Annotated in this window: 19 protein-coding genes; 15 read left to right on the top strand and 4 right to left on the bottom strand. The window is 43.4% G+C overall.

Annotation, left to right across the window (positions count from 1 at the left end):
* Positions 1 to 86 precede the first annotated feature (86 nt).
* Positions 87 to 221, bottom strand: a complete 135-nt coding sequence (gene yhfH / locus J7E32_RS15415) for a protein YhfH (protein WP_214908890.1) — start codon at positions 219 to 221, stop codon at positions 87 to 89.
* A 171-nt stretch (positions 222 to 392) separates the two neighbouring features.
* Here yhfH and J7E32_RS15410 point away from each other — a divergent pair, with 171 nt between their 5' ends.
* The 10 genes from J7E32_RS15410 (at position 393) to J7E32_RS15365 (ending at position 10,828) form a co-directional block, all read left to right on the top strand.
* Positions 393 to 1,127, top strand: a complete 735-nt coding sequence (locus J7E32_RS15410; RefSeq protein ID WP_214908883.1) for an MBL fold metallo-hydrolase — start codon at positions 393 to 395, stop codon at positions 1,125 to 1,127.
* 14 nt (positions 1,128 to 1,141) lie between these two features.
* A complete protein-coding gene (gene lplA, locus J7E32_RS15405) occupies positions 1,142 to 2,131 on the top strand; it encodes a lipoate--protein ligase (RefSeq protein ID WP_214908881.1) in 990 nt (329 codons plus the stop codon).
* A gap of 170 nt (positions 2,132 to 2,301) precedes the next feature.
* Positions 2,302 to 3,864 carry a fatty acid--CoA ligase family protein gene (locus J7E32_RS15400; protein ID WP_214908874.1) on the top strand — a complete coding sequence of 521 codons (1,563 nt, stop codon included), beginning with the start codon at positions 2,302 to 2,304 and terminating at the stop codon, positions 3,862 to 3,864.
* Between the two features lie 76 nt (positions 3,865 to 3,940).
* Complete coding sequence (locus tag J7E32_RS15395) at positions 3,941 to 4,738, top strand: enoyl-CoA hydratase-related protein (RefSeq protein WP_483297614.1); 798 nt, start codon at positions 3,941 to 3,943, stop codon at positions 4,736 to 4,738.
* Positions 4,739 to 5,034: 296 nt separating this feature from the next.
* A complete protein-coding gene (locus J7E32_RS15390) occupies positions 5,035 to 5,763 on the top strand; it encodes an AzlC family ABC transporter permease (RefSeq protein ID WP_214908872.1) in 729 nt (242 codons plus the stop codon).
* Positions 5,756 to 6,061, top strand: a complete 306-nt coding sequence (locus J7E32_RS15385; protein ID WP_102261771.1) for an AzlD domain-containing protein — start codon at positions 5,756 to 5,758, stop codon at positions 6,059 to 6,061. The genes J7E32_RS15390 and J7E32_RS15385 overlap by 8 nt, the downstream gene beginning before the upstream one ends.
* Before the next feature lie 199 nt (positions 6,062 to 6,260).
* Entirely contained in the window at positions 6,261 to 7,049 is a 789-nt protein-coding gene (locus J7E32_RS15380; RefSeq protein WP_214908870.1) for an ABC transporter ATP-binding protein, read from the top strand.
* Entirely contained in the window at positions 7,033 to 7,788 is a 756-nt protein-coding gene (locus tag J7E32_RS15375) for an ABC transporter permease (RefSeq protein ID WP_214908868.1), read from the top strand. The genes J7E32_RS15380 and J7E32_RS15375 overlap by 17 nt, the downstream gene beginning before the upstream one ends.
* Before the next feature lie 45 nt (positions 7,789 to 7,833).
* Positions 7,834 to 8,832, top strand: coding sequence for an aliphatic sulfonate ABC transporter substrate-binding protein (locus tag J7E32_RS15370; RefSeq protein ID WP_214908867.1), 999 nt, complete (start codon positions 7,834 to 7,836; stop codon positions 8,830 to 8,832).
* A gap of 709 nt (positions 8,833 to 9,541) precedes the next feature.
* The gene (locus tag J7E32_RS15365) at positions 9,542 to 10,828 is read left to right on the top strand and encodes a M48 family metallopeptidase (RefSeq protein WP_214908865.1); all 1,287 of its coding nucleotides are present in this window, start codon (positions 9,542 to 9,544) and stop codon (positions 10,826 to 10,828) included.
* Positions 10,829 to 10,996: 168 nt separating this feature from the next.
* Here the strand turns inward: J7E32_RS15365 and J7E32_RS15360 are convergent, their stop codons facing one another.
* Positions 10,997 to 11,233 carry an IDEAL domain-containing protein gene (locus J7E32_RS15360; RefSeq protein ID WP_041966757.1) on the bottom strand — a complete coding sequence of 79 codons (237 nt, stop codon included), beginning with the start codon at positions 11,231 to 11,233 and terminating at the stop codon, positions 10,997 to 10,999.
* Between the two features lie 190 nt (positions 11,234 to 11,423).
* On the opposite strand from J7E32_RS15360, the gene J7E32_RS15355 reads away from it, so the two are divergent.
* Positions 11,424 to 12,002 carry a competence protein ComK gene (locus tag J7E32_RS15355; protein ID WP_214908863.1) on the top strand — a complete coding sequence of 193 codons (579 nt, stop codon included), beginning with the start codon at positions 11,424 to 11,426 and terminating at the stop codon, positions 12,000 to 12,002.
* A gap of 54 nt (positions 12,003 to 12,056) precedes the next feature.
* Here the strand turns inward: J7E32_RS15355 and J7E32_RS15350 are convergent, their stop codons facing one another.
* Positions 12,057 to 12,272 carry a hypothetical protein gene (locus tag J7E32_RS15350; protein ID WP_214908861.1) on the bottom strand — a complete coding sequence of 72 codons (216 nt, stop codon included), beginning with the start codon at positions 12,270 to 12,272 and terminating at the stop codon, positions 12,057 to 12,059.
* Entirely contained in the window at positions 12,256 to 12,687 is a 432-nt protein-coding gene (locus J7E32_RS15345; protein ID WP_214908859.1) for a YhjD family protein, read from the bottom strand. The genes J7E32_RS15350 and J7E32_RS15345 overlap by 17 nt, the downstream gene beginning before the upstream one ends.
* A 243-nt stretch (positions 12,688 to 12,930) precedes the next feature.
* Here J7E32_RS15345 and J7E32_RS15340 point away from each other — a divergent pair, with 243 nt between their 5' ends.
* From J7E32_RS15340 to lepB, 4 genes are all read left to right on the top strand, one after another.
* Positions 12,931 to 14,913 (top strand): S9 family peptidase, encoded by a 1,983-nt coding sequence (locus J7E32_RS15340; protein ID WP_214908858.1) that lies wholly within the window; start codon positions 12,931 to 12,933, stop codon positions 14,911 to 14,913.
* 293 nt (positions 14,914 to 15,206) lie between these two features.
* Positions 15,207 to 16,145, top strand: coding sequence for an LCP family protein (locus J7E32_RS15335; RefSeq protein WP_214908856.1), 939 nt, complete (start codon positions 15,207 to 15,209; stop codon positions 16,143 to 16,145).
* 129 nt (positions 16,146 to 16,274) lie between these two features.
* Positions 16,275 to 16,892: a TVP38/TMEM64 family protein gene (locus J7E32_RS15330; RefSeq protein ID WP_214908854.1), complete on the top strand. Its 618-nt coding sequence runs from the start codon at positions 16,275 to 16,277 to the stop codon at positions 16,890 to 16,892.
* Positions 16,893 to 16,919: 27 nt separating this feature from the next.
* Positions 16,920 to 17,474, top strand: coding sequence for a signal peptidase I (gene lepB, locus J7E32_RS15325; protein WP_214908852.1), 555 nt, complete (start codon positions 16,920 to 16,922; stop codon positions 17,472 to 17,474).
* Positions 17,475 to 17,494: the final 20 nt, after the last annotated feature.

The following is a 17,494-nucleotide window of genomic DNA, read 5'->3' as shown; positions in this document are numbered from 1 at the left end:
AGCTGGCTTTTCATGTGCAGTTTAGGAACTGCGGGAAAGGGATTGTATTACACCCGGATTACCGGGGAAGGAAAACGATTCAGTTTTTATAGTTTGCCAGGGTCCATGCATCCATCGCACTTATTTCCATAGCATTCATGCTGTTCATCAATTGTTTCTCCACACTCCATGCACTGCTTCTTTGGCAAATTACGAAAGAATTCTACAACATTTTCGATCATGATGTTCCCTCCAATTGAGTAGTTGTTTTGGTACAGACTTATTATTTACTATATTGTATTATAACAGTCTGGAAAGAGTCAATCATAATTTTCTGAAAAAACGACTAAAGTGAAAAAATGGGCAAAATGAAGTATAGTGAAAGAAAACGTGTGATTTTAGGAGGGCATTCATTGAAGCTGACAATAATAGGATTCTGGGGCGGATATCCCAAAGTGAATGAAGCCAGCACAGGATATTTGCTTGAACATGAAGGTTTTAAACTCATGATAGACTTTGGCAGCGGCGTGCTCGCGAAGCTCCAAAATTTCGTGCAGCCTGAAGAACTGGATGCGATGGTGCTGTCACATTATCATCCTGATCATGTTGCCGACATCGGCGTACTGCAGCATGCACGCCTGATCCAGGGGTTTTTGGGAAAGAAATCGCCTCAGCTGCCGATTTACGGTCATGCACTGGACAAGCAGGAGTTCGCAAAACTTACATATAAAAACATCACAAAGGGAGTGGTCTACGACCCGGCAAAAAAACTTGAAATCGGACCTTTCACCATCTCCTTTATCCCTGCAGTCCATCCAGTTCCATGCTATGCAATGCGAATCGAAGCTGGCGGCAAGTCTTTGGTGTATACAGCTGATACATCCTTTAAGGAAGAGTTCATTCCTTTTGCTTCCGGTGCTGACTTATTGCTTTCAGAATGCAATTTCTATGGTAACCAGGACGGCAAGGGTGCAGGGCATATGAACAGCTATGATAATGGAAAGCTCGCTAACCAGGCGGGAGTGAAGCAGCTGGTATTGACTCACCTGCCTCATTATGGTGAAATCGATCAGCTCGTTTCCGAAGCTTCAACACTATTTTCCGGCCCGGTCACCCTGGCCAGGGAAGGTCTTGAAATAACCTTATAAAAGGAGAATCAACCATGTTATTTATCGATAATAAAGGTATTACGGATCCGAGGATCAACCTGGCAAACGAAGAATATGCCTTGAAGAATCTGGATATCAATGAAACCTACCTTCTTTTCTATATAAACGAACCATCCATCATCATTGGCAAGAACCAGAACACAATTGAAGAAATCAATACTGAATATGTAGAAAAGAATGGGATTCATGTCGTCCGCCGTTTATCCGGAGGCGGAGCCGTGTACCACGACCTTGGCAATTTGAATTTCAGCTTTATAACAAAGGACGACGGAGAAAGCTTCCACAATTTCAGGAAGTTTACCGAGCCAGTGGTGAATGCTTTAAGGAAACTGGGAGTCAATGCCGAATTGAGCGGAAGGAATGACCTGATGGCTGAGGGAAGAAAAATATCCGGAAACGCTCAATTTTCCACAAAAGGGCGGATGTTTAGCCATGGTACCTTATTGTTTGCTTCAGAAATCGAGAGCGTAGTGTCTGCGCTTAACGTAAAAAAAGACAAAATAGAATCTAAAGGCATCAAGTCAATCCGCAGCCGGGTTGCGAATATCTCCGAGTTTCTCTCAGAAAAAGTTACAATTGAGCAATTCCGGTCGCTTCTGTTAAAAAACATCTTTGAGGGACTGGATGAAATTCCTGAGTATGTTTTAACAGAGCAGGACTGGGAAAAAATCCACGAGCTATCAAAGGAAAGATACCAGAACTGGGATTGGAATTATGGAAAGTCGCCTAAATTCAACCTGCAGCATTCACATCGATTCCCAGTGGGGCAAATTGATGTGCGTTTTGAGGTCAATAAAGGAATCATCGAAAACTGCAAAATCTATGGAGATTTCTTCGGTGTTGGCGATGTTACCGAAATCGAGGACAAACTTACAGGGCTTAAATATGAGAAGTCCCAAATTGCCGCTGCATTGAAAGATGTAGATTTCCAACATTATTTTGGAAATATTTCTAAAGAAGATTTCATTAACTTAATATATTAAACAAATGGACGCGGTGTTGATGACACCGCGTTTTTAATTTACTAAAAGTAAAATTGTTAGAATTCCGACATATTTTCCTTGAATCCATAATTTTCTTTCAATATAATATATTTAGAAAACTTTATTCAAAGTTTGGTGACTCTTGTCACCGCAAAGGGGGAAGGGAGTTAATGAATCTTTCATCACAGCTTCATCACACTGCCTCAATGCTGGGCGATAAGCCGGCATATTTTTTCATGGACAAAGCAAGTACCTATGCAGAGCTTGATGCTGCAGTAACAAAGTTTGCTTCTGGTCTTGAGAAATTAGGGGTAAAAAAAGGCGATCATATCGCATTGTTGCTAGGAAACTCTCCACATTTTGTCATCAGTTTGTACGGAGCCCTTAGACTCGGTGCAACAGTCATTCCCATCAATCCAATTTACACCGCAGATGAAATCGGCTATATCCTGAATAACGGCGATGTAAAACTTGTCGTTGGACTGGATTTAATGCTGCCGCTTGCAGAAAAAATGCATCAGCATCTGCCAAAGGTCGAACACTTCGTAATTGCGGAGACAGGCCAGAACCAGATGTCTGAAGAAGAAATGTCCAAGCTTTCTTTAGGCTCAAAATTGAAACCGTTTACACATGTCGTTGGTTCCGGAGATCTTGATTTCAAGGGCCCTGAGCTGAGCGATGATGATGTAGCAATCATTCTTTATACGTCTGGAACAACAGGCAAGCCTAAAGGGGCCATGCTTACACACAAAAATCTTTACAGCAACGCTAAAGATGTAAGCGATTACCTTAAAATGAACGAAGATGATAAGGTGATCACTGCCTTGCCGATGTTCCATGTTTTCTGCTTGACCGTTGCCCTTAATGCGCCATTGATGAATGGTGGAACACTGTTGATTGTTCCAAGATTCAGCCCGGCGGAAGTGTTCAGGATTGCGCGGGAATACGAGGCTACTGTATTTGCCGGGGTACCAACAATGTACAATTTCCTGATCCAGTATCCAGAAGGAAATCCGGATGACCTTAAGTCACTTCGACTGTGTATTTCTGGCGGTGCTTCACTTCCGGTTGCGCTTCTTCAAAATTTTGAGCGTAAATTCAATGTAATGGTTTCAGAGGGATACGGTTTGTCAGAGGCAGCACCAGTTACATGCTTCAATCCACTTGACCGTCCGCGCAAGGCTGGTTCAATCGGAACTTCAATCGTGAATGTAGAGAACAAGGTTGTCAATGAAATGGGAGATGAAGTAGCTCCTGGTGAAGTTGGTGAATTGATCGTCCGCGGTCCGAATGTTATGGCAGGCTATTATAAGATGCCAGAAGAGACAGCTGCCACGATAAAGGATGGCTGGCTGTATACAGGAGATCTCGCCCGCATGGACGAAGAAGGATATTTTTACATTGTCGACCGCAAGAAAGATATGATTATTGTGGGCGGATATAATGTATATCCACGTGAAGTAGAGGAAGTCTTATATAACCATTCTGACATTGTCGAGGTAGCAGTTCTTGGGGTTCCGGATCCAAATCTCGGTGAAGCAGTAAGGTGCTATGTAGTCAGCAAGAATCCTGACCTGACAGAAGAGCAGCTGCTCGAATATTGCCGCGAACACCTGGCCAAATACAAGGTACCAAGTGCGATCGAGTTCCTCGAAGAACTTCCGAAAAACACAACCGGAAAGATTTTAAGAAGAGCGCTGAAAAATCAGGTATTACAGGGACAACAATCCTAATGATGAGAGGCAGGCGCCCATGCCTGCCTCTTTTTTCTTAAATGGGAGGATATTTGCACTTTTGACTAGAATGTCAATGGAGAAGGAGTTGATCATTATGGGAAACATCGATTTTCAATTAGAGGGGCATACGGCAATTGTCACGCTGAATCGTCCGGACGCATTAAATGCCTTTAACTATGATACACTCGGAGAATTACAGCTAATTATTGAAAAAATCAGGTCTAACCGTGATGCCAGGGTCGTCATTTTTACTGGAGCTGGTGAAAAGGCATTCAGTGTCGGAGCTGATTTAAAGGAGCGCCGTACTTTATCCGACGAGGACGTAAAGCGGAATATTTATAAAATCGGCGAAGTCTTCACGATGGTTGACCAGCTTCCACAGCCGACAATCGCCGCCATCAATGGATTTGCCTTCGGGGGCGGAATGGAGCTTGCCCTTGCCTGCGATTTCCGTGTTGCCGCTGCAGGTACACAGATGGGATTGACAGAAACAAGCCTGGCGATTATCCCGGGTGCAGGAGGCACACAGCGGCTGCCAAGGTTGATCGGGCAAGGAAAAGCACTTGAGCTGATTTTGACCGCACGCCGGCTGAAAGCTGAGGAAGCGCTTGAATACGGACTCGTCACAGCTGTCGTCAAAAAAGAAAGCTTGCTTGATGAATGCATGAAATTTGCTGACATGATGCTGGCAAATGGCCCAGTGGCCCTGCAGCAGGCAAAATACGCCGTCAAGCAGGGGATGAACGCAGACCTGCAGACAGGATTGCAAATCGAGCGCAAAGCATACGAAGTCACAATCCCAACAGAAGACCGCCTCGAAGCACTGGCCGCCTTCAGTGAAAAACGGAAGCCGAATTTTAAAGGAAAGTAACTGAACACGGCCGCGGCCGTGTTTTTTTTGTTGATTTATGCAGCCAAGATTGATGTTGCCTGACCCGAAATAAAGCAAATATCTATTATTATCTATCACTATTGACTGTGGAATTTACGGTATTAACAATAATTCGACCAACTGCTTTATTAGCAGCCTCCATGCATAAACCTTTTCACTCAACTAATTATTTCGGTAAAAGAAATACTTTTCCAAGGTGCTGGAAGTATGTATAATATATTTTAATTGATTAAAGGAATCTGTTTTTTACATAGTGATAGAAAGGCGGGAAGCGAATGGAAAGCACATTGGCTGTTAAGCAGGCAACGGATTTTAAAAGAGGGGTTCAATCGGGCATCAGTATTGCGATAGGCTATATGCCGATTGCGCTTACCTTTGGCTTGATTGCCAAAACAACGGGACTTGCACTTAGCGAGACGGTCATGATGAGCTTGCTGGTGTTTGCGGGAGCCGCACAATATATTTCGTTAAGTCTCCTCGCCCAGGGAATCGGGATATTTGAGGTCATACTTACCACATTTATCGTGAATATCCGCCATTTTCTCATGTCTGCGTCCTTGAATGAAAAAGCAGAAGAGGATACCTTGGGAGCGAGAATGGGCTATTCATTCGGGATCACGGATGAGACATTTTCAGTCGCAGCGACACGCGATGGTACAATCAATGCCCGTTATATGTTCGGCTTGAACCTTACTGCTTACTCAAGCTGGGTTGTTTTCTCGGGGTTAGGCTTCATCATTGGAGCAGGATTACCGCAGACCCTTCAGGAAAGTATGTCAGTCGCTTTGTATGCCATGTTTGTGGGATTGCTAGTTCCGTCGATGAAAGGCAATGTGAAAGTTGTATACCTTGCCGTACTCGCAGCGGCATTCAATTCGATTTTTACGATGGCTGAACTTATGTCCACTGGCTGGGCTATCGTGCTGGCAACACTGCTATCAGCGATTCTCGTAGAAGCAGTTGAAACATTCAAGAAGGGCAGGGGGACAGAAACAGATGAGTAAAGAAATTGTCATCATGATCATAGGTATGGCAATCGTAACCTACATTCCGAGGATGCTGCCGTTTGTGATGTTTCGGGGAAAAGAACTGCCGCCATTCCTCCAGGGTGTCCTGAAAAATGTTCCTTATGCCACTCTCGGAGCGCTGATCTTTCCTGCAATCCTTTTTATCCAGGAAGATATCTGGTATGGGCTTATCGGGGCTGCCGCAGCATTCATCGTTGCTTTTATGGGAGCTAACGTCATTGTTGTCGTCATTGGCTCCATTTCCGTTTTAACTTTATATTCATATTTTTTCTAGACCTGCAAACATGCGGGTCTATTTTCTTTTGCAAGAGTGGTTGGGCCGAAAAATTGAAGCTCGCGAAAAGCAGCTGAGGAAAAAAGGGCTGCCAGATTTTATAAAAGAATGAAATGTTGACAAGATGACAGAATACATTATAATTAACTTTATTAATTCCGACTAAACTAATAAGTTTTATGAGAATAGGGTGGTTAAATTGTTTATAGACATCATCAATATACACAAACAGTATGGAGACAAAAATAATCACCAGGTTGATGTTTTAAAAGATATTAATCTAGGAGTGAATAAAGGGGAATTTGTTTCGATTCTTGGTCCATCAGGCTGCGGTAAATCGACGCTTCTCTCGATTGTGGCTGGACTAACTCCCGCAAGTAGCGGCGAAATAATTGTCTCTGGCAAAAAGATAGATAAACCGGGAAAGGACAGGGGGATGGTTTTCCAGCAGGCAGCGCTGTTTCCATGGCTGAACGTCCTCGAGAATGTTCTTTTCCCGCTAAAACAGGAAATGCCGAAGAAACAGGCTGAAGCGGAAGCGAAAAAACAATTGCAAAAGGTTCAGCTTAGCAAATACCTTTCCCACTATCCTCACGAGCTATCAGGAGGAATGCAGCAGCGGGTCGCGATTGCGAGGGCGCTTGCGATGAATCCGGAGATCCTTTTGATGGATGAACCATTCGGCGCTCTGGACGAACAAACGCGTTCGCGATTACATGAGCAGCTGGAGACGATCTGGGCAGAAACACAGAAAACGATCTTGTTCGTCACTCACAGCATCTCTGAATCCATCAAACTATCAGACCGGATCATTGTGATGGGAACGAAGCCGGGAGTGATCCTTAAGGATATTAAAGTAGCGATCCCAAGACCTCGCCATGAGCATAAAAAAGAGATGGTGGAACTGGAAGAATATATTATGAGTTATCTGAAGAAGGAGATCGATAAAGTCATCAGGGAGGAGCTTGCAGATGAATCCGCACATTAAGAGAATTATATTTTTCGCTGCCATCATCGCATTCTGGTACACCGGAAGCAAGCTCGAATGGTGGATGCCCATCATCCTTCCGTCCCCGGAAAAAGTCCTCGAGGCACTTATAACAGGCTTTGAGGATAAAACACTGATCTATGACCTGATTGCCAGCTTCAAACGACTCGCGATTGGTCTCGGTCTTTCCCTGGTAATCGGAACTGGACTTGGAGTCCTGCTCGCTAAGTCAAAAACGGCGGATGAAACACTTGGAACTATCGTCCTCGCGTTTCAAAGTGTACCGAGCATTGTTTGGCTTCCGCTAGCGATCATGTGGTTCGGTATGAATGAAAAAGCTGTTATTTTCGTGGTGGTTCTAGGAGGAACATTTGTGATGACACTTAATATCAGAGTGGGCATTAAAAATGTTTCACCTTTATTCATAAAGGCGGCAAAAACGATGGGAGTGACCGGATGGAACTTATATAAGAGGGTTATTTTTCCGGCAGCGATCCCTTATGTGGTAACCGGCTCAAGACTGGCATGGGCATTTGCCTGGAGGGCCCTGATGGCAGGGGAACTTTTAAGTACGGGGCCCGGTCTCGGATATACCCTTCGATACGCTTCGGATTTCGGTAATATGGGTCTTGTAATCGGGGTCATGATCATTATTGGTGTCATTGGAACAATTGTAGATCAGTTAATTTTCCAGCGTATCGAAAAATCAGTGCTCAATCGATGGGGACTTGATTCATAGGATTTTTCACGAAAACAGGAATTATAAAAAAAGGAGGAAAAACTCATGAAAAAGGCCATTTTAATTTTAACAATGTTGTTTACAGCTGCAATGGTACTCGCCGCTTGCGGTTCAAGCAGCTCAACATCTACTTCAGCAGGCAAGGAAAAAATCGTCATCGGCTACTTCCCGAACATCAACCACGTACCTGCGATGGTGGCAAAAGACAAAGGTTATTTTGAACAGCAGCTTGGTGATGGAACAACCATCGAATACAAAACCTTCGCTGAAGGCGGTTCATTCATGACTGCACTGAAAACGGGTGAGATTGATGCAGGTCTTGTTGGACCGGGACCAGCGATGAACAACTACTCAACAGGCGCGGACGTTAAAATTATTGCAGGCGCATCAACAGGCGGGACAGTTGTTTTAGCAAGAAAAGGAGTCGAGATTAACTCAGTCGAAGATTTCGCTGGCAAGACATTCATTACACCTGGCGTAGGCTGCACACATGATGTTCAGTACGAAACATATCTTGAAGCTGAGGGCATCACATCGCAGCGGATTGGCGGAACAATGAAACACCTTACTGGCCAGCCGGCACAATACGCTGCTATGCTGAAGGCAGGTAAGGTGGATATTGCTGTAGCACCTGAACCATGGGCAGCGGTAATTGAAAAAGAAACAGGAGCAGAAGTCGTCATCGGCTGGGATGAAGTGTCCTTTGGCGAAACGCTTCCTGCATCCGTAATGGTCACTTCCGGAAAAATGATTGAGGAAAACCCGGAAACTGTCCAAAAGATTATTGACGCACATAAAGATGCTGTGAAATTCATTAACGAAAACCCAGCTGAAGCACAGGAAATTACGATTAAAGACATCAAAGAAACAACAGGGCAAGAGCTTGAAAAAGATGTAGTCGAGCTGGCATGGGAACGAATTGGCTTTACACATGAAGTCGATGCACAGTCAATCCAGGACTTCTCGGATTCATCTTACGCATTGAAGTTCCTTAAGGATAAGCCAGATTTCAAAACACTGATTGATGATAGCTTTCTAAATTAAAGCCACAGGGTACCAGGAGTCAGATTTCCTGGTACCTTATTTGTTGTTAATACTAATTTAGGTGGAGATACTTAGGATACAGAATACGGAGCTCAATGTGACCTTTGCAGCACCGAAAGTTAGTTAAAGGTCACATTAAAGATTATAATGTGACCTTTGCAGTGCCGAAACCCAGTTAAAGGTCACATAAAAGGGCATAATGTGCCCTTAGCGCAAGCGAAACTCAGTTAAAGGTCACATAAAAGGGATTAATGTGCCCTTAGAGCAAGCGAAATTCAGTTAAAGGTCACATAAAAGGGTATAATGTGACCTTTGCAGTGCCGAAACCCAGTTAAAGGTCACATAAAAGGGTATAATGTGCCCTTAGCGCAAGCGAAACTCAGTTAAAGGTCACATAAAAGGGCTTAATGTGCCTTTAGCGCAAGCGAAACTCAGTTAAAGGTCACATAAAAGGGTATAATGTGACCTTTGCAGTGCCGAAAGTCAGTTAAAGGTCACATAAAAGGGATTAATGTGCCTTTAGCAGCACCGAAAGTCAGTTAAAGGTCACGTTAAAGGGTATAATGTGACCTTGGAAGTGCCGGAACCTAGTTAAAGGTCACATAAACGTGCTAAGCATTTCCCCAGCCTCATCAATAACTTGTTCTATTTTTAGGACAAAGGATTAAAATAGTTATAGACATGGTTGTACGTAAAAGGGGGAGAAGCTATGGCGAGAAAGATGGGTTTTTATGGTGTGATCGCCTATGTGCTCTATGGTTTCGCGGTTTACTGGTATTTATTTTACTTTGCAGATAGTAGTCTTCCATTTGAGTTCGAAGGTTCGAAGGCTGACCCGGCAACGTTTTTGAACGGAAGAGAATTAATGCTGAGCGAAGAATACTCAAAAGTTAGAAATTTATTATTTTTCCTGTCGACACCTTTTGAATGGCTGTTTTACTTTTTAATACTACTCCTGGGACTATCAAAAGCTTTTAAGAAATGGGGAGAAGATACGGCGAAAAATAAGTATGGCCAAACAGCGATTTATTTGATTTGGCTCTCATTCTTTGCTTATATCGCGACCTTCCCTCTAAGTTACATCAGTTATACGCTGTCCAAGACCTATAATATATCAACACAGTCATTCGCCTCGTGGATGAAGGATGAGCTAATTGATTTCTGGATCAATTATGCGATGATGTTCGTTATTGTCATTGTCCTTTACTGGCTGATGAACAAATTCAAAAGATTCTGGTGGCTGTTTGCGTGGATGCTCTCTGTACCGTTCACTTTATTTATCATGTTCCTGCAGCCTGTTGTGATCGACCCGCTGTACAATGATTTTTCTCCTTTGAAAAATAAAGAGTTGGAGTCTAAGATCCTTGATATCGCGGGGCAGGCCAATATTCCGGCTGAGCATGTATTTGAAGTGGATATGGCTGAAAAAACAAACGCTCTTAATGCTTATGTTACGGGGATTGGCTCCAATTCGAGGATCGTTCTCTGGGATACGACATTGAACAGGTTGAACGATGACCAGATCCTGTTCATCATGGCACATGAGATGGCTCATTATGTGGAGAAGCATTTGTATATTGGAATTGCCGGTTACCTGGTCCTGTCCTTGTTCGGCCTGTACTTTGTCTCGAGACTGATGAACTGGGCAATCAGCCGCTGGGGCAAGGAATTCAAGCTGCAGCACCCTGGTGACTTAAGATCGCTTCCGTTGTTCCTGATGTTCCTGTCGATGATCATGTTTGCGGCAAGCCCTGTGTCGAACCTCGTGTCCCGCTACCAGGAAACAAGGGCTGACCGATATGCCATTGAAATGACGGATAACACCAATGCGGCAATTTCTGCTTTCCAGGAATTGACCAAGGCTGGGCTCAGTCAGGTAAATCCACCATGGCTGGTGAAAATTTTCCGTTATGGACATCCGACGATGCTGGAACGGATTTCACGACTCGAAGATTATGAAGTTGAGAAGAGGAATGAACAGGAAGATGAATATTAAGCAGGAAAGCCCTCGACTAGGAGGGCTTTCTTTTTTGCCAGCAACTAATTTCAAATCAGATTTATTCAATACATACTCGGCTGCTGGTAAAAATCATTTAAAGTCAAATCGATAGCTGTCTTTATTTCGGAATAATAAAATATCCCCTATATAGGGGATATCACTCATCTAAGTGCCGAATTGTTTGTTGAGATCCTTCAATTCCTCTGTCAATGTTAAAAAGAGAATTTTGTCGCGGTCATCGATTGCTTTATCAATTTTTGACATCAGTTTTTCTTTTTTAGTATTCAGCTGTATTTCGGAAATAAGCATGTCAACATACAGGTCCAGAACAAAAGATTCCTTGGCTTTAATGCGTTTCATCACACTGGCCTTCATGATTTCAGAATACGGTTTTTCTTTCACTGACCTCACCTCTTAGACCTTTTTTATATTATATGGATTATTGAAAAGATAATCAACTAAATTTTTATAATTTTTAGAAAATTTATATTAGGACAATAATTGTGGCTAAAAATAGAACTTTTTCTATAAGTAAAGAAAATTTAAACACTTATGGTAAAATAGGGTATAAGGTATTTTAGGAGGTGAAGGAATGACAGGAAACACAAGGAACTTAGTAGAAGAGTACGAAATAAATCCTTTTACCATGATAATTATTCCTGAAGAATACGGCAGCAGGATATACTCCAGGGTGATCGAGCTGGAGGAGGAGTATTTATCCCCATTCAGACCAATAGATATTATCAAGAAAAGCTGCAAGTATTTTGGAAGCAGCTACGAAGGCAGGAAAGAAGGAACAAAACAGCTTACCGGGATTACCCATAAAACCCCGATCATTGTTGACCCTATAAGCTCCATATATTTCATGCCTACAAGCTCGCCTACAAAACCGGACTGCATATGGGTTTCACATGAGCATGTATTATTCCATAAGAAGGTGGATGCCCACAGTACAGAGGTTACCTTCAGGAATAAGAAATCCATGATTCTGCCAGTATCCCATCATTCATTTGAAAACCAGCTGCTAAGGACTTCCATGCTGCGCACCAAATTCATGCAGCGGATGAAAGAAACCGAACGAAAAGCTCTATACCTTCTCCATGGTCCAAGATACAATGACTCACAAGGATATCCTCATGCCAGTCTCGTCAGTGAGGTATATAAAGACTAAATCAAAGAATCCGGTTTTTCAGCCGGATTCTTTTTCAATTGCTGTCCAGAATTATTAAATGATTTTATATAAAGTTTTCTTAATCCAGCTCCAGCGCCTAGCCCCTCGAGACGCTTGTCTAGTTTTGCCTCCTAGAAACTCCGAAACTTCAACTCCGCCGGCAGAAGCAAAAAGCGCTTCTTTGTCGGAGTCTCCAGTTTCTGCGTTTCTGGGCAGTCGGCTACACATTTCGGTTTCGGTCCTGCCAATGAAGTCAAAGAACGACTTCACTGTCAGGCCCTCCAGCGCTTGTCGGGGCTGAACGAGGCGCTTGCGCTTTTTGTTCTGCTTTAAACCGCTTGAAAAGGTAGTGGACCATCAATTCCTGGACTTTATTGCGGATACGGGGATTGAAGTAGTTATGCTGTTCTTCGTAGCCTTTGTAGATAAAGAGGAACATGGTGAAGGCGTCGTCCCGTTTTACTTCTTCAACCTTAAGGTTATTCTTTTTGAGGTAGCTTTTCACGATGGCGAGTTCTTTCTGGACTGCTTTCATTGTTTCTTCAATTAGTTCCAAATAAGGCTTCTTCAGTTTAAATGGACTATTTTCAACGACAGAAAGATCCCGATTGAGCACGACCAGTACCATCGGCAAATAGATGGCCTGCTCCATAATATCGCGGTCTTTTTCAGGAATCCTTGTCATTTTGCTCTGTCCCTTCAAATTATAATAAGAACATCTGTTCGTAATTATCGTACTGGATTTTTGGGAGGATTTCAAGAGGGTTAAAAAATTTTCCTCTCACTATCTTCTCCAAAATAAAAGGAAACTTGCAGTGCTGTTGGATTGTAGGCTTTCTTCAGAAAAACATTTAAGTAAAAGCAGGATATTTATTTCTGTTATCGAAATATAAAGTAACAACTTAACTTTGGAAGGATGGCTCCCAAAATGGAAAAAAGATTTATAAAAGCAGAGGATTTATTTGAATTAAAGTCCGTTACGGACCCACAGTTTTCACCTGATGGAAAGAAGTGTGTGTTTGTCCAGACAGAGATGCTGGAGAAAAAGAATGATTATGCCTCTAATTTATACATAATTGACATTGAAGATGGCGGAGAGCCGAAGCAATGGACTTACGGTGAAGATCGCAATCATTCCCCAAGATGGTCACCGGATGGAACGAAGCTTGCTTTCGTTTCAAACCGCAGTGGCAAGAACCAGATATTTGTACTGGATGCTGCTGGCGGAGAAGCAAGGCAGGCTACTGATTTCAAGAATGGTGCGAATGGTCCCGTTTGGTCTCCAAATGGGGAAAGAATCGCCTGCTCCGTATCCTTGAAGCCGGATGAAGATTTGCTTGAAAAAGAAGAAGAGAAGAAGGATGACAAGAAACTGGAACCATTCGCAGCACAGGAAATGAAATATAAATCAGATGCATCTGGTTTCTGGGACGGAAAGTATCGACAGACTGCCATTGTGAATCTTGCAGATGGCAAGGCAGAAGTAGTCGCAAAAGGCGAAGTGGATTACCACCTGCAGTGCTGGTCTCCTGATGGCAAAAGTCTTGTATTGTCGGCTGATGAGTCACCTGAACGCGATTTCTCATTCAAAAGTGATTTATGGCTGATGGATATTGAGACAGGGAACAAAACGAAGCTCACAAACGGAACTGGCTACTTTGGCAATGCTGTATTCTCACCTGATGGAAAATACCTTGGCTATACGGGGCATGAAAGAGAGTTTGAAAATGCAACGTTAACCCAGGTTTGGATTCAGGAGCTCAATTCTGGAAACATCCAATGTGTAACAGAAAATATGGATATCCTTGCAGGAGACGCTGTTGCCGCAGATTTCCATCAGGGAGCGCACAGTCCTGGGTTAATCTGGGGCGAAGATAGTGAGAGCTTTTATTTCCTTGCGACCGACCAGGGCAATACTGTTATATATTTTGCAAACCTTGCTGGCGAAGTGTACCCGGCACTACTTGACCAGCAGCATGTATATGGGTACACATTGGACCGCAAAAACCAGAGGATTATAGCGGCCATAAGCAATCCAGTCCTTCCAGGAGAATTGTTCCAGCTTAAAGTCACCACTGGTGAAATGAAACAGCTGACGTCCGTGAATGAGAAGGTTTTGGAATCGGTCACTTTATCAGAGCCACAGCCAATTTCCTTCGAGGCCAGTGACGGTACACCACTGCACGGCTGGATCATGAAACCGGCGGGATATGAAGAGTGCAAGAAATATCCGTTGATTCTTGAAATCCATGGGGGACCGCACGCCATGTATGCGAACTCGTATTTCAATGAATTTCAGGTTTTGGCGGCTGAAGGATATGGAGTCCTCTACATTAATCCGCGTGGCAGCCATGGCTACGGACAGCAATTCGTCAATGCCGTGCGAGGCGATTATGGCGGCGGAGACTACCAGGATGTAATGGACGCTATTGATTACGCGCTGGAAAATTTCGATTTCATCGACAAGGATCGATTGGGAGTGACCGGCGGCAGCTATGGCGGGTTCATGACAAACTGGATTGTCGGCCATACGGACAGATTCAAGGCAGCCGTCACACAGCGTTCGATTTCAAACTGGATCAGTTTTTATGGTGTCAGCGATATCGGCTACTATTTTACAGAATGGCAGATTCAAGCTGACCTCGGCGACTTGGAAAGATTGTGGAAGCATTCACCTCTCGCCTATGTGGATAAGATCAATACACCATTACTGATTCTTCACAGCGAAAAGGACTATCGCTGCCCGATCGAACAGGCTGAACAGCTGTTTATTGCCTTGAAGAGACAGGGAAAGGAAACGAAGTTCATTCGCTTCCCAGAGTCCAACCACGAGCTTTCAAGAAGCGGTAAGCCTAATCTGCGACTCAGCAGGCTGGCATCCATTGTTGATTGGTTCAATAGCCATCTGTAACATCCTTACCCACGGCATGCACTGCCGTGGGTTTATTTTTTGAAAATTTCTCCAGAGAAGTTTAAGGTTATAGGTAAAGAAGGAAAATAGTAATAGAGGAATGAAGTTATATTTAGATGTTGCTTTTGGGTTCGTTTTCGCTTGTACCGTTCCCTTATGTGGCTGAATTGGACTTAAGAAGGACATCATCCAGCACGCTCATGAATCAAAATAATGAAAAAGAAACAAGTTAACAAAAAGGACTTAATAAAATCATGTTGTATCAATATCTATAAACCGGAAGGGTTTTTCGAATGAGATCTGATAGGCATCAACACAAAAAAAGAAAAAAGAGGATCAGGTGGTCGAGTATCTTTTTACTGCTGTTCCTTCTGGTCGGAGCTGTTGCGTTATATTCCTTCATGCAGTTCCGGTCAGGTGTCAATAAATCTGAAAAGGCAACGGAAGAAAACAAGCAGGAATACCATTTCAATGGCGAGAGCGACCGCAATGGCCTGACGAATATCCTGTTGATTGGCAGTGATGCAAGAGGGAAGGAAACCTCGCGCTCAGATACGATCATGATCGCCAGCTATAATCCAGATACAGAGTCATATAAATTGACCTCAATCATGAGGGATACGTATGTGGAGATTCCGGGACACGGGATGAATAAAATCAATGCTGCATTTGCGCTTGGCGGACCGGAATTGTTGAGGCAGACAATAAAGCAAAACTTTGATGTGAGCCTTCAATATTATTCAATCGTTGATTTTGAGGGGTTCGTCCGTCTGATTGATGAAGCATTCCCAGAAGGTGTGGAAGTCGACGTTGAAAAGAGAATGTCCGAGGGAATAGGTGTCACACTCGAACCGGGTGTTCAAAGACTGGATGGGAAACATCTTCTTGGGTATGTCCGGTTCCGTCAGGATGCAGTCGGTGATTTTGGCCGTGTTGAACGCCAGCAAAAAGTCATAAAGGAGGTTGGAAAGGAATTCGCCAGCATCCAGACTTTGCCGAAGCTTCCTAAATTGGTTGGAGTAGTTACGCCGTTTATTAATACCAATATGGATACAGGCGATATCTTATTTATGGGAAAAGGTCTGATTTCAAAGGATAATCGGAATATCGAAACAATGAGGATACCAGTTGAAGGATCATTCGAGAACCAGAGAGTGAGCGGTGCAGGAGCAGTACTGGCGATAGATTTTGAAGAAAACAGTACCGCGCTCCAGAATTTTTTGACTAAATAGACAGCTTGTTAAAAATTACCCAAATTAAGAATTAGAGGTGTACAATTATCTCTAAGAGGTAAATAGGATAAGGTAATCAGAACTCTGTTGAATTCTGGTTGCCGAGTGTTTTTGGACAAGGAGATCTCAATGGATGTTGAATTATTGAAAGAATGGTTTACAACCGAAAACATTATGGATTTGCTCAATCAATATCGTTCTTTTGGACCGATTCCCGGCATTCTTCTGCCCATGCTTGAGGCGTTTTTGCCGTTCCTGCCGTTGTTCTTATTTGTTATGGCAAATGCGAATGCGTTTGGGCTGTGGCTTGGGTTTCTCTTTTCCTGGATTGGTGCTGTTCTCGGGGCGTTGATTGTCTTTTTGATTTTCCGACGGTACGGCCAGGGACGGATCCTAAGGTTTTTACAGCGCCATCCAAAAGTCCAGAAAGGGATGAACTGGATTGAACGCCATGGTTTTGGACCGATCTTCCTGATGCTGTGCTTCCCTTTCACTCCATCTGCCCTCGTTAATATTGTAGCAGGGCTTTCAAAAATCAGCATGGCACAGTATATGCTTGCAGTGATAACGGGAAAAATGGTGATGATTTTTACTATCAGCTTTGTAGGTTATGATATTAGGTCTTTAATCACTAATCCCGCGCGAACGGCTATCGTTCTGGCAGTAATCGCTATCTTGTGGTATATCGGCAAAAGAATTGAAGTAAAAATGAATATGAGTGTTGGAAAAGACGATAATGACAGATAGCAGGAAAACAGGTGGTGAAGGAAGTCAATGAGAGAAATCGTGAAAAGGGAAGGGCTCGAATGGATCAAGGCTTTTGCTCTCGGAATGATCATATTTGTCTTTATTAGGATTTTCTTTTTTTCCAATTATGTTGTTGAAGGAGAATCCATGCTTCCTACACTGGAAGATGGGAATAAGGTCGTTGTCAATAAGCTGGGATACGAAACAGAAGATCTCGAAAGGTTTGACGTAATCGTATTCCATGCGAATGAAGAGGAAGACTTTGTGAAACGCGTCATCGGTCTGCCAGGCGATAAAGTTGAATATCGTGAAGACATGTTATTCATCAATGGCAAACAATTGAAGGAACCTTTTTTGAAGCATTACCGCGAGCAATCACCCGGCGGCTATTTGACCGGCGACTTTACCCTTGAGGATTTGACCGGGGTTGAAAGAGTGCCGGCAGGGAAATTGTTCGTCCTTGGCGATAACCGTCTGGGCAGCTGGGACAGCAGGCAGTTTGGGTTCATTTCAGAAGAGCAGGTCGTCGGCAAAGTGAATCTGAGGTATTGGCCGCTCGAGGAAATGGATGTATCTTTCTAACTATACATATAGAGAAGTGA

The organism is Bacillus sp. ISL-55 (assembly GCF_018613155.1).
Lineage (GTDB): Bacteria > Bacillota > Bacilli > Bacillales > Cytobacillaceae > Mesobacillus.
The sequence above is the reverse complement of the archived record's forward strand: the minus strand, read 5'-3'. Positions and strand labels throughout refer to the sequence as shown.

Coding starts and splice junctions, on each gene's coding strand:
- yhfH (WP_214908890.1), bottom strand. CDS start 221: ATGATCGAAAATGTTGTAGAATTCTTTCGTAATTTGCCAAAGAAGCAG.
- lplA (WP_214908881.1), top strand. CDS start 1,142: ATGTTATTTATCGATAATAAAGGTATTACGGATCCGAGGATCAACCTG.
- J7E32_RS15400 (WP_214908874.1), top strand. CDS start 2,302: ATGAATCTTTCATCACAGCTTCATCACACTGCCTCAATGCTGGGCGAT.
- J7E32_RS15395 (WP_483297614.1), top strand. CDS start 3,941: ATGGAGAAGGAGTTGATCATTATGGGAAACATCGATTTTCAATTAGAG.
- J7E32_RS15390 (WP_214908872.1), top strand. CDS start 5,035: ATGGAAAGCACATTGGCTGTTAAGCAGGCAACGGATTTTAAAAGAGGG.
- J7E32_RS15385 (WP_102261771.1), top strand. CDS start 5,756: ATGAGTAAAGAAATTGTCATCATGATCATAGGTATGGCAATCGTAACC.
- J7E32_RS15375 (WP_214908868.1), top strand. CDS start 7,033: ATGAATCCGCACATTAAGAGAATTATATTTTTCGCTGCCATCATCGCA.
- J7E32_RS15370 (WP_214908867.1), top strand. CDS start 7,834: ATGAAAAAGGCCATTTTAATTTTAACAATGTTGTTTACAGCTGCAATG.
- J7E32_RS15365 (WP_214908865.1), top strand. CDS start 9,542: ATGGCGAGAAAGATGGGTTTTTATGGTGTGATCGCCTATGTGCTCTAT.
- J7E32_RS15355 (WP_214908863.1), top strand. CDS start 11,424: ATGACAGGAAACACAAGGAACTTAGTAGAAGAGTACGAAATAAATCCT.
- J7E32_RS15345 (WP_214908859.1), bottom strand. CDS start 12,687: ATGACAAGGATTCCTGAAAAAGACCGCGATATTATGGAGCAGGCCATC.
- J7E32_RS15340 (WP_214908858.1), top strand. CDS start 12,931: ATGGAAAAAAGATTTATAAAAGCAGAGGATTTATTTGAATTAAAGTCC.
- J7E32_RS15335 (WP_214908856.1), top strand. CDS start 15,207: ATGAGATCTGATAGGCATCAACACAAAAAAAGAAAAAAGAGGATCAGG.
- J7E32_RS15330 (WP_214908854.1), top strand. CDS start 16,275: ATGGATGTTGAATTATTGAAAGAATGGTTTACAACCGAAAACATTATG.
- lepB (WP_214908852.1), top strand. CDS start 16,920: ATGAGAGAAATCGTGAAAAGGGAAGGGCTCGAATGGATCAAGGCTTTT.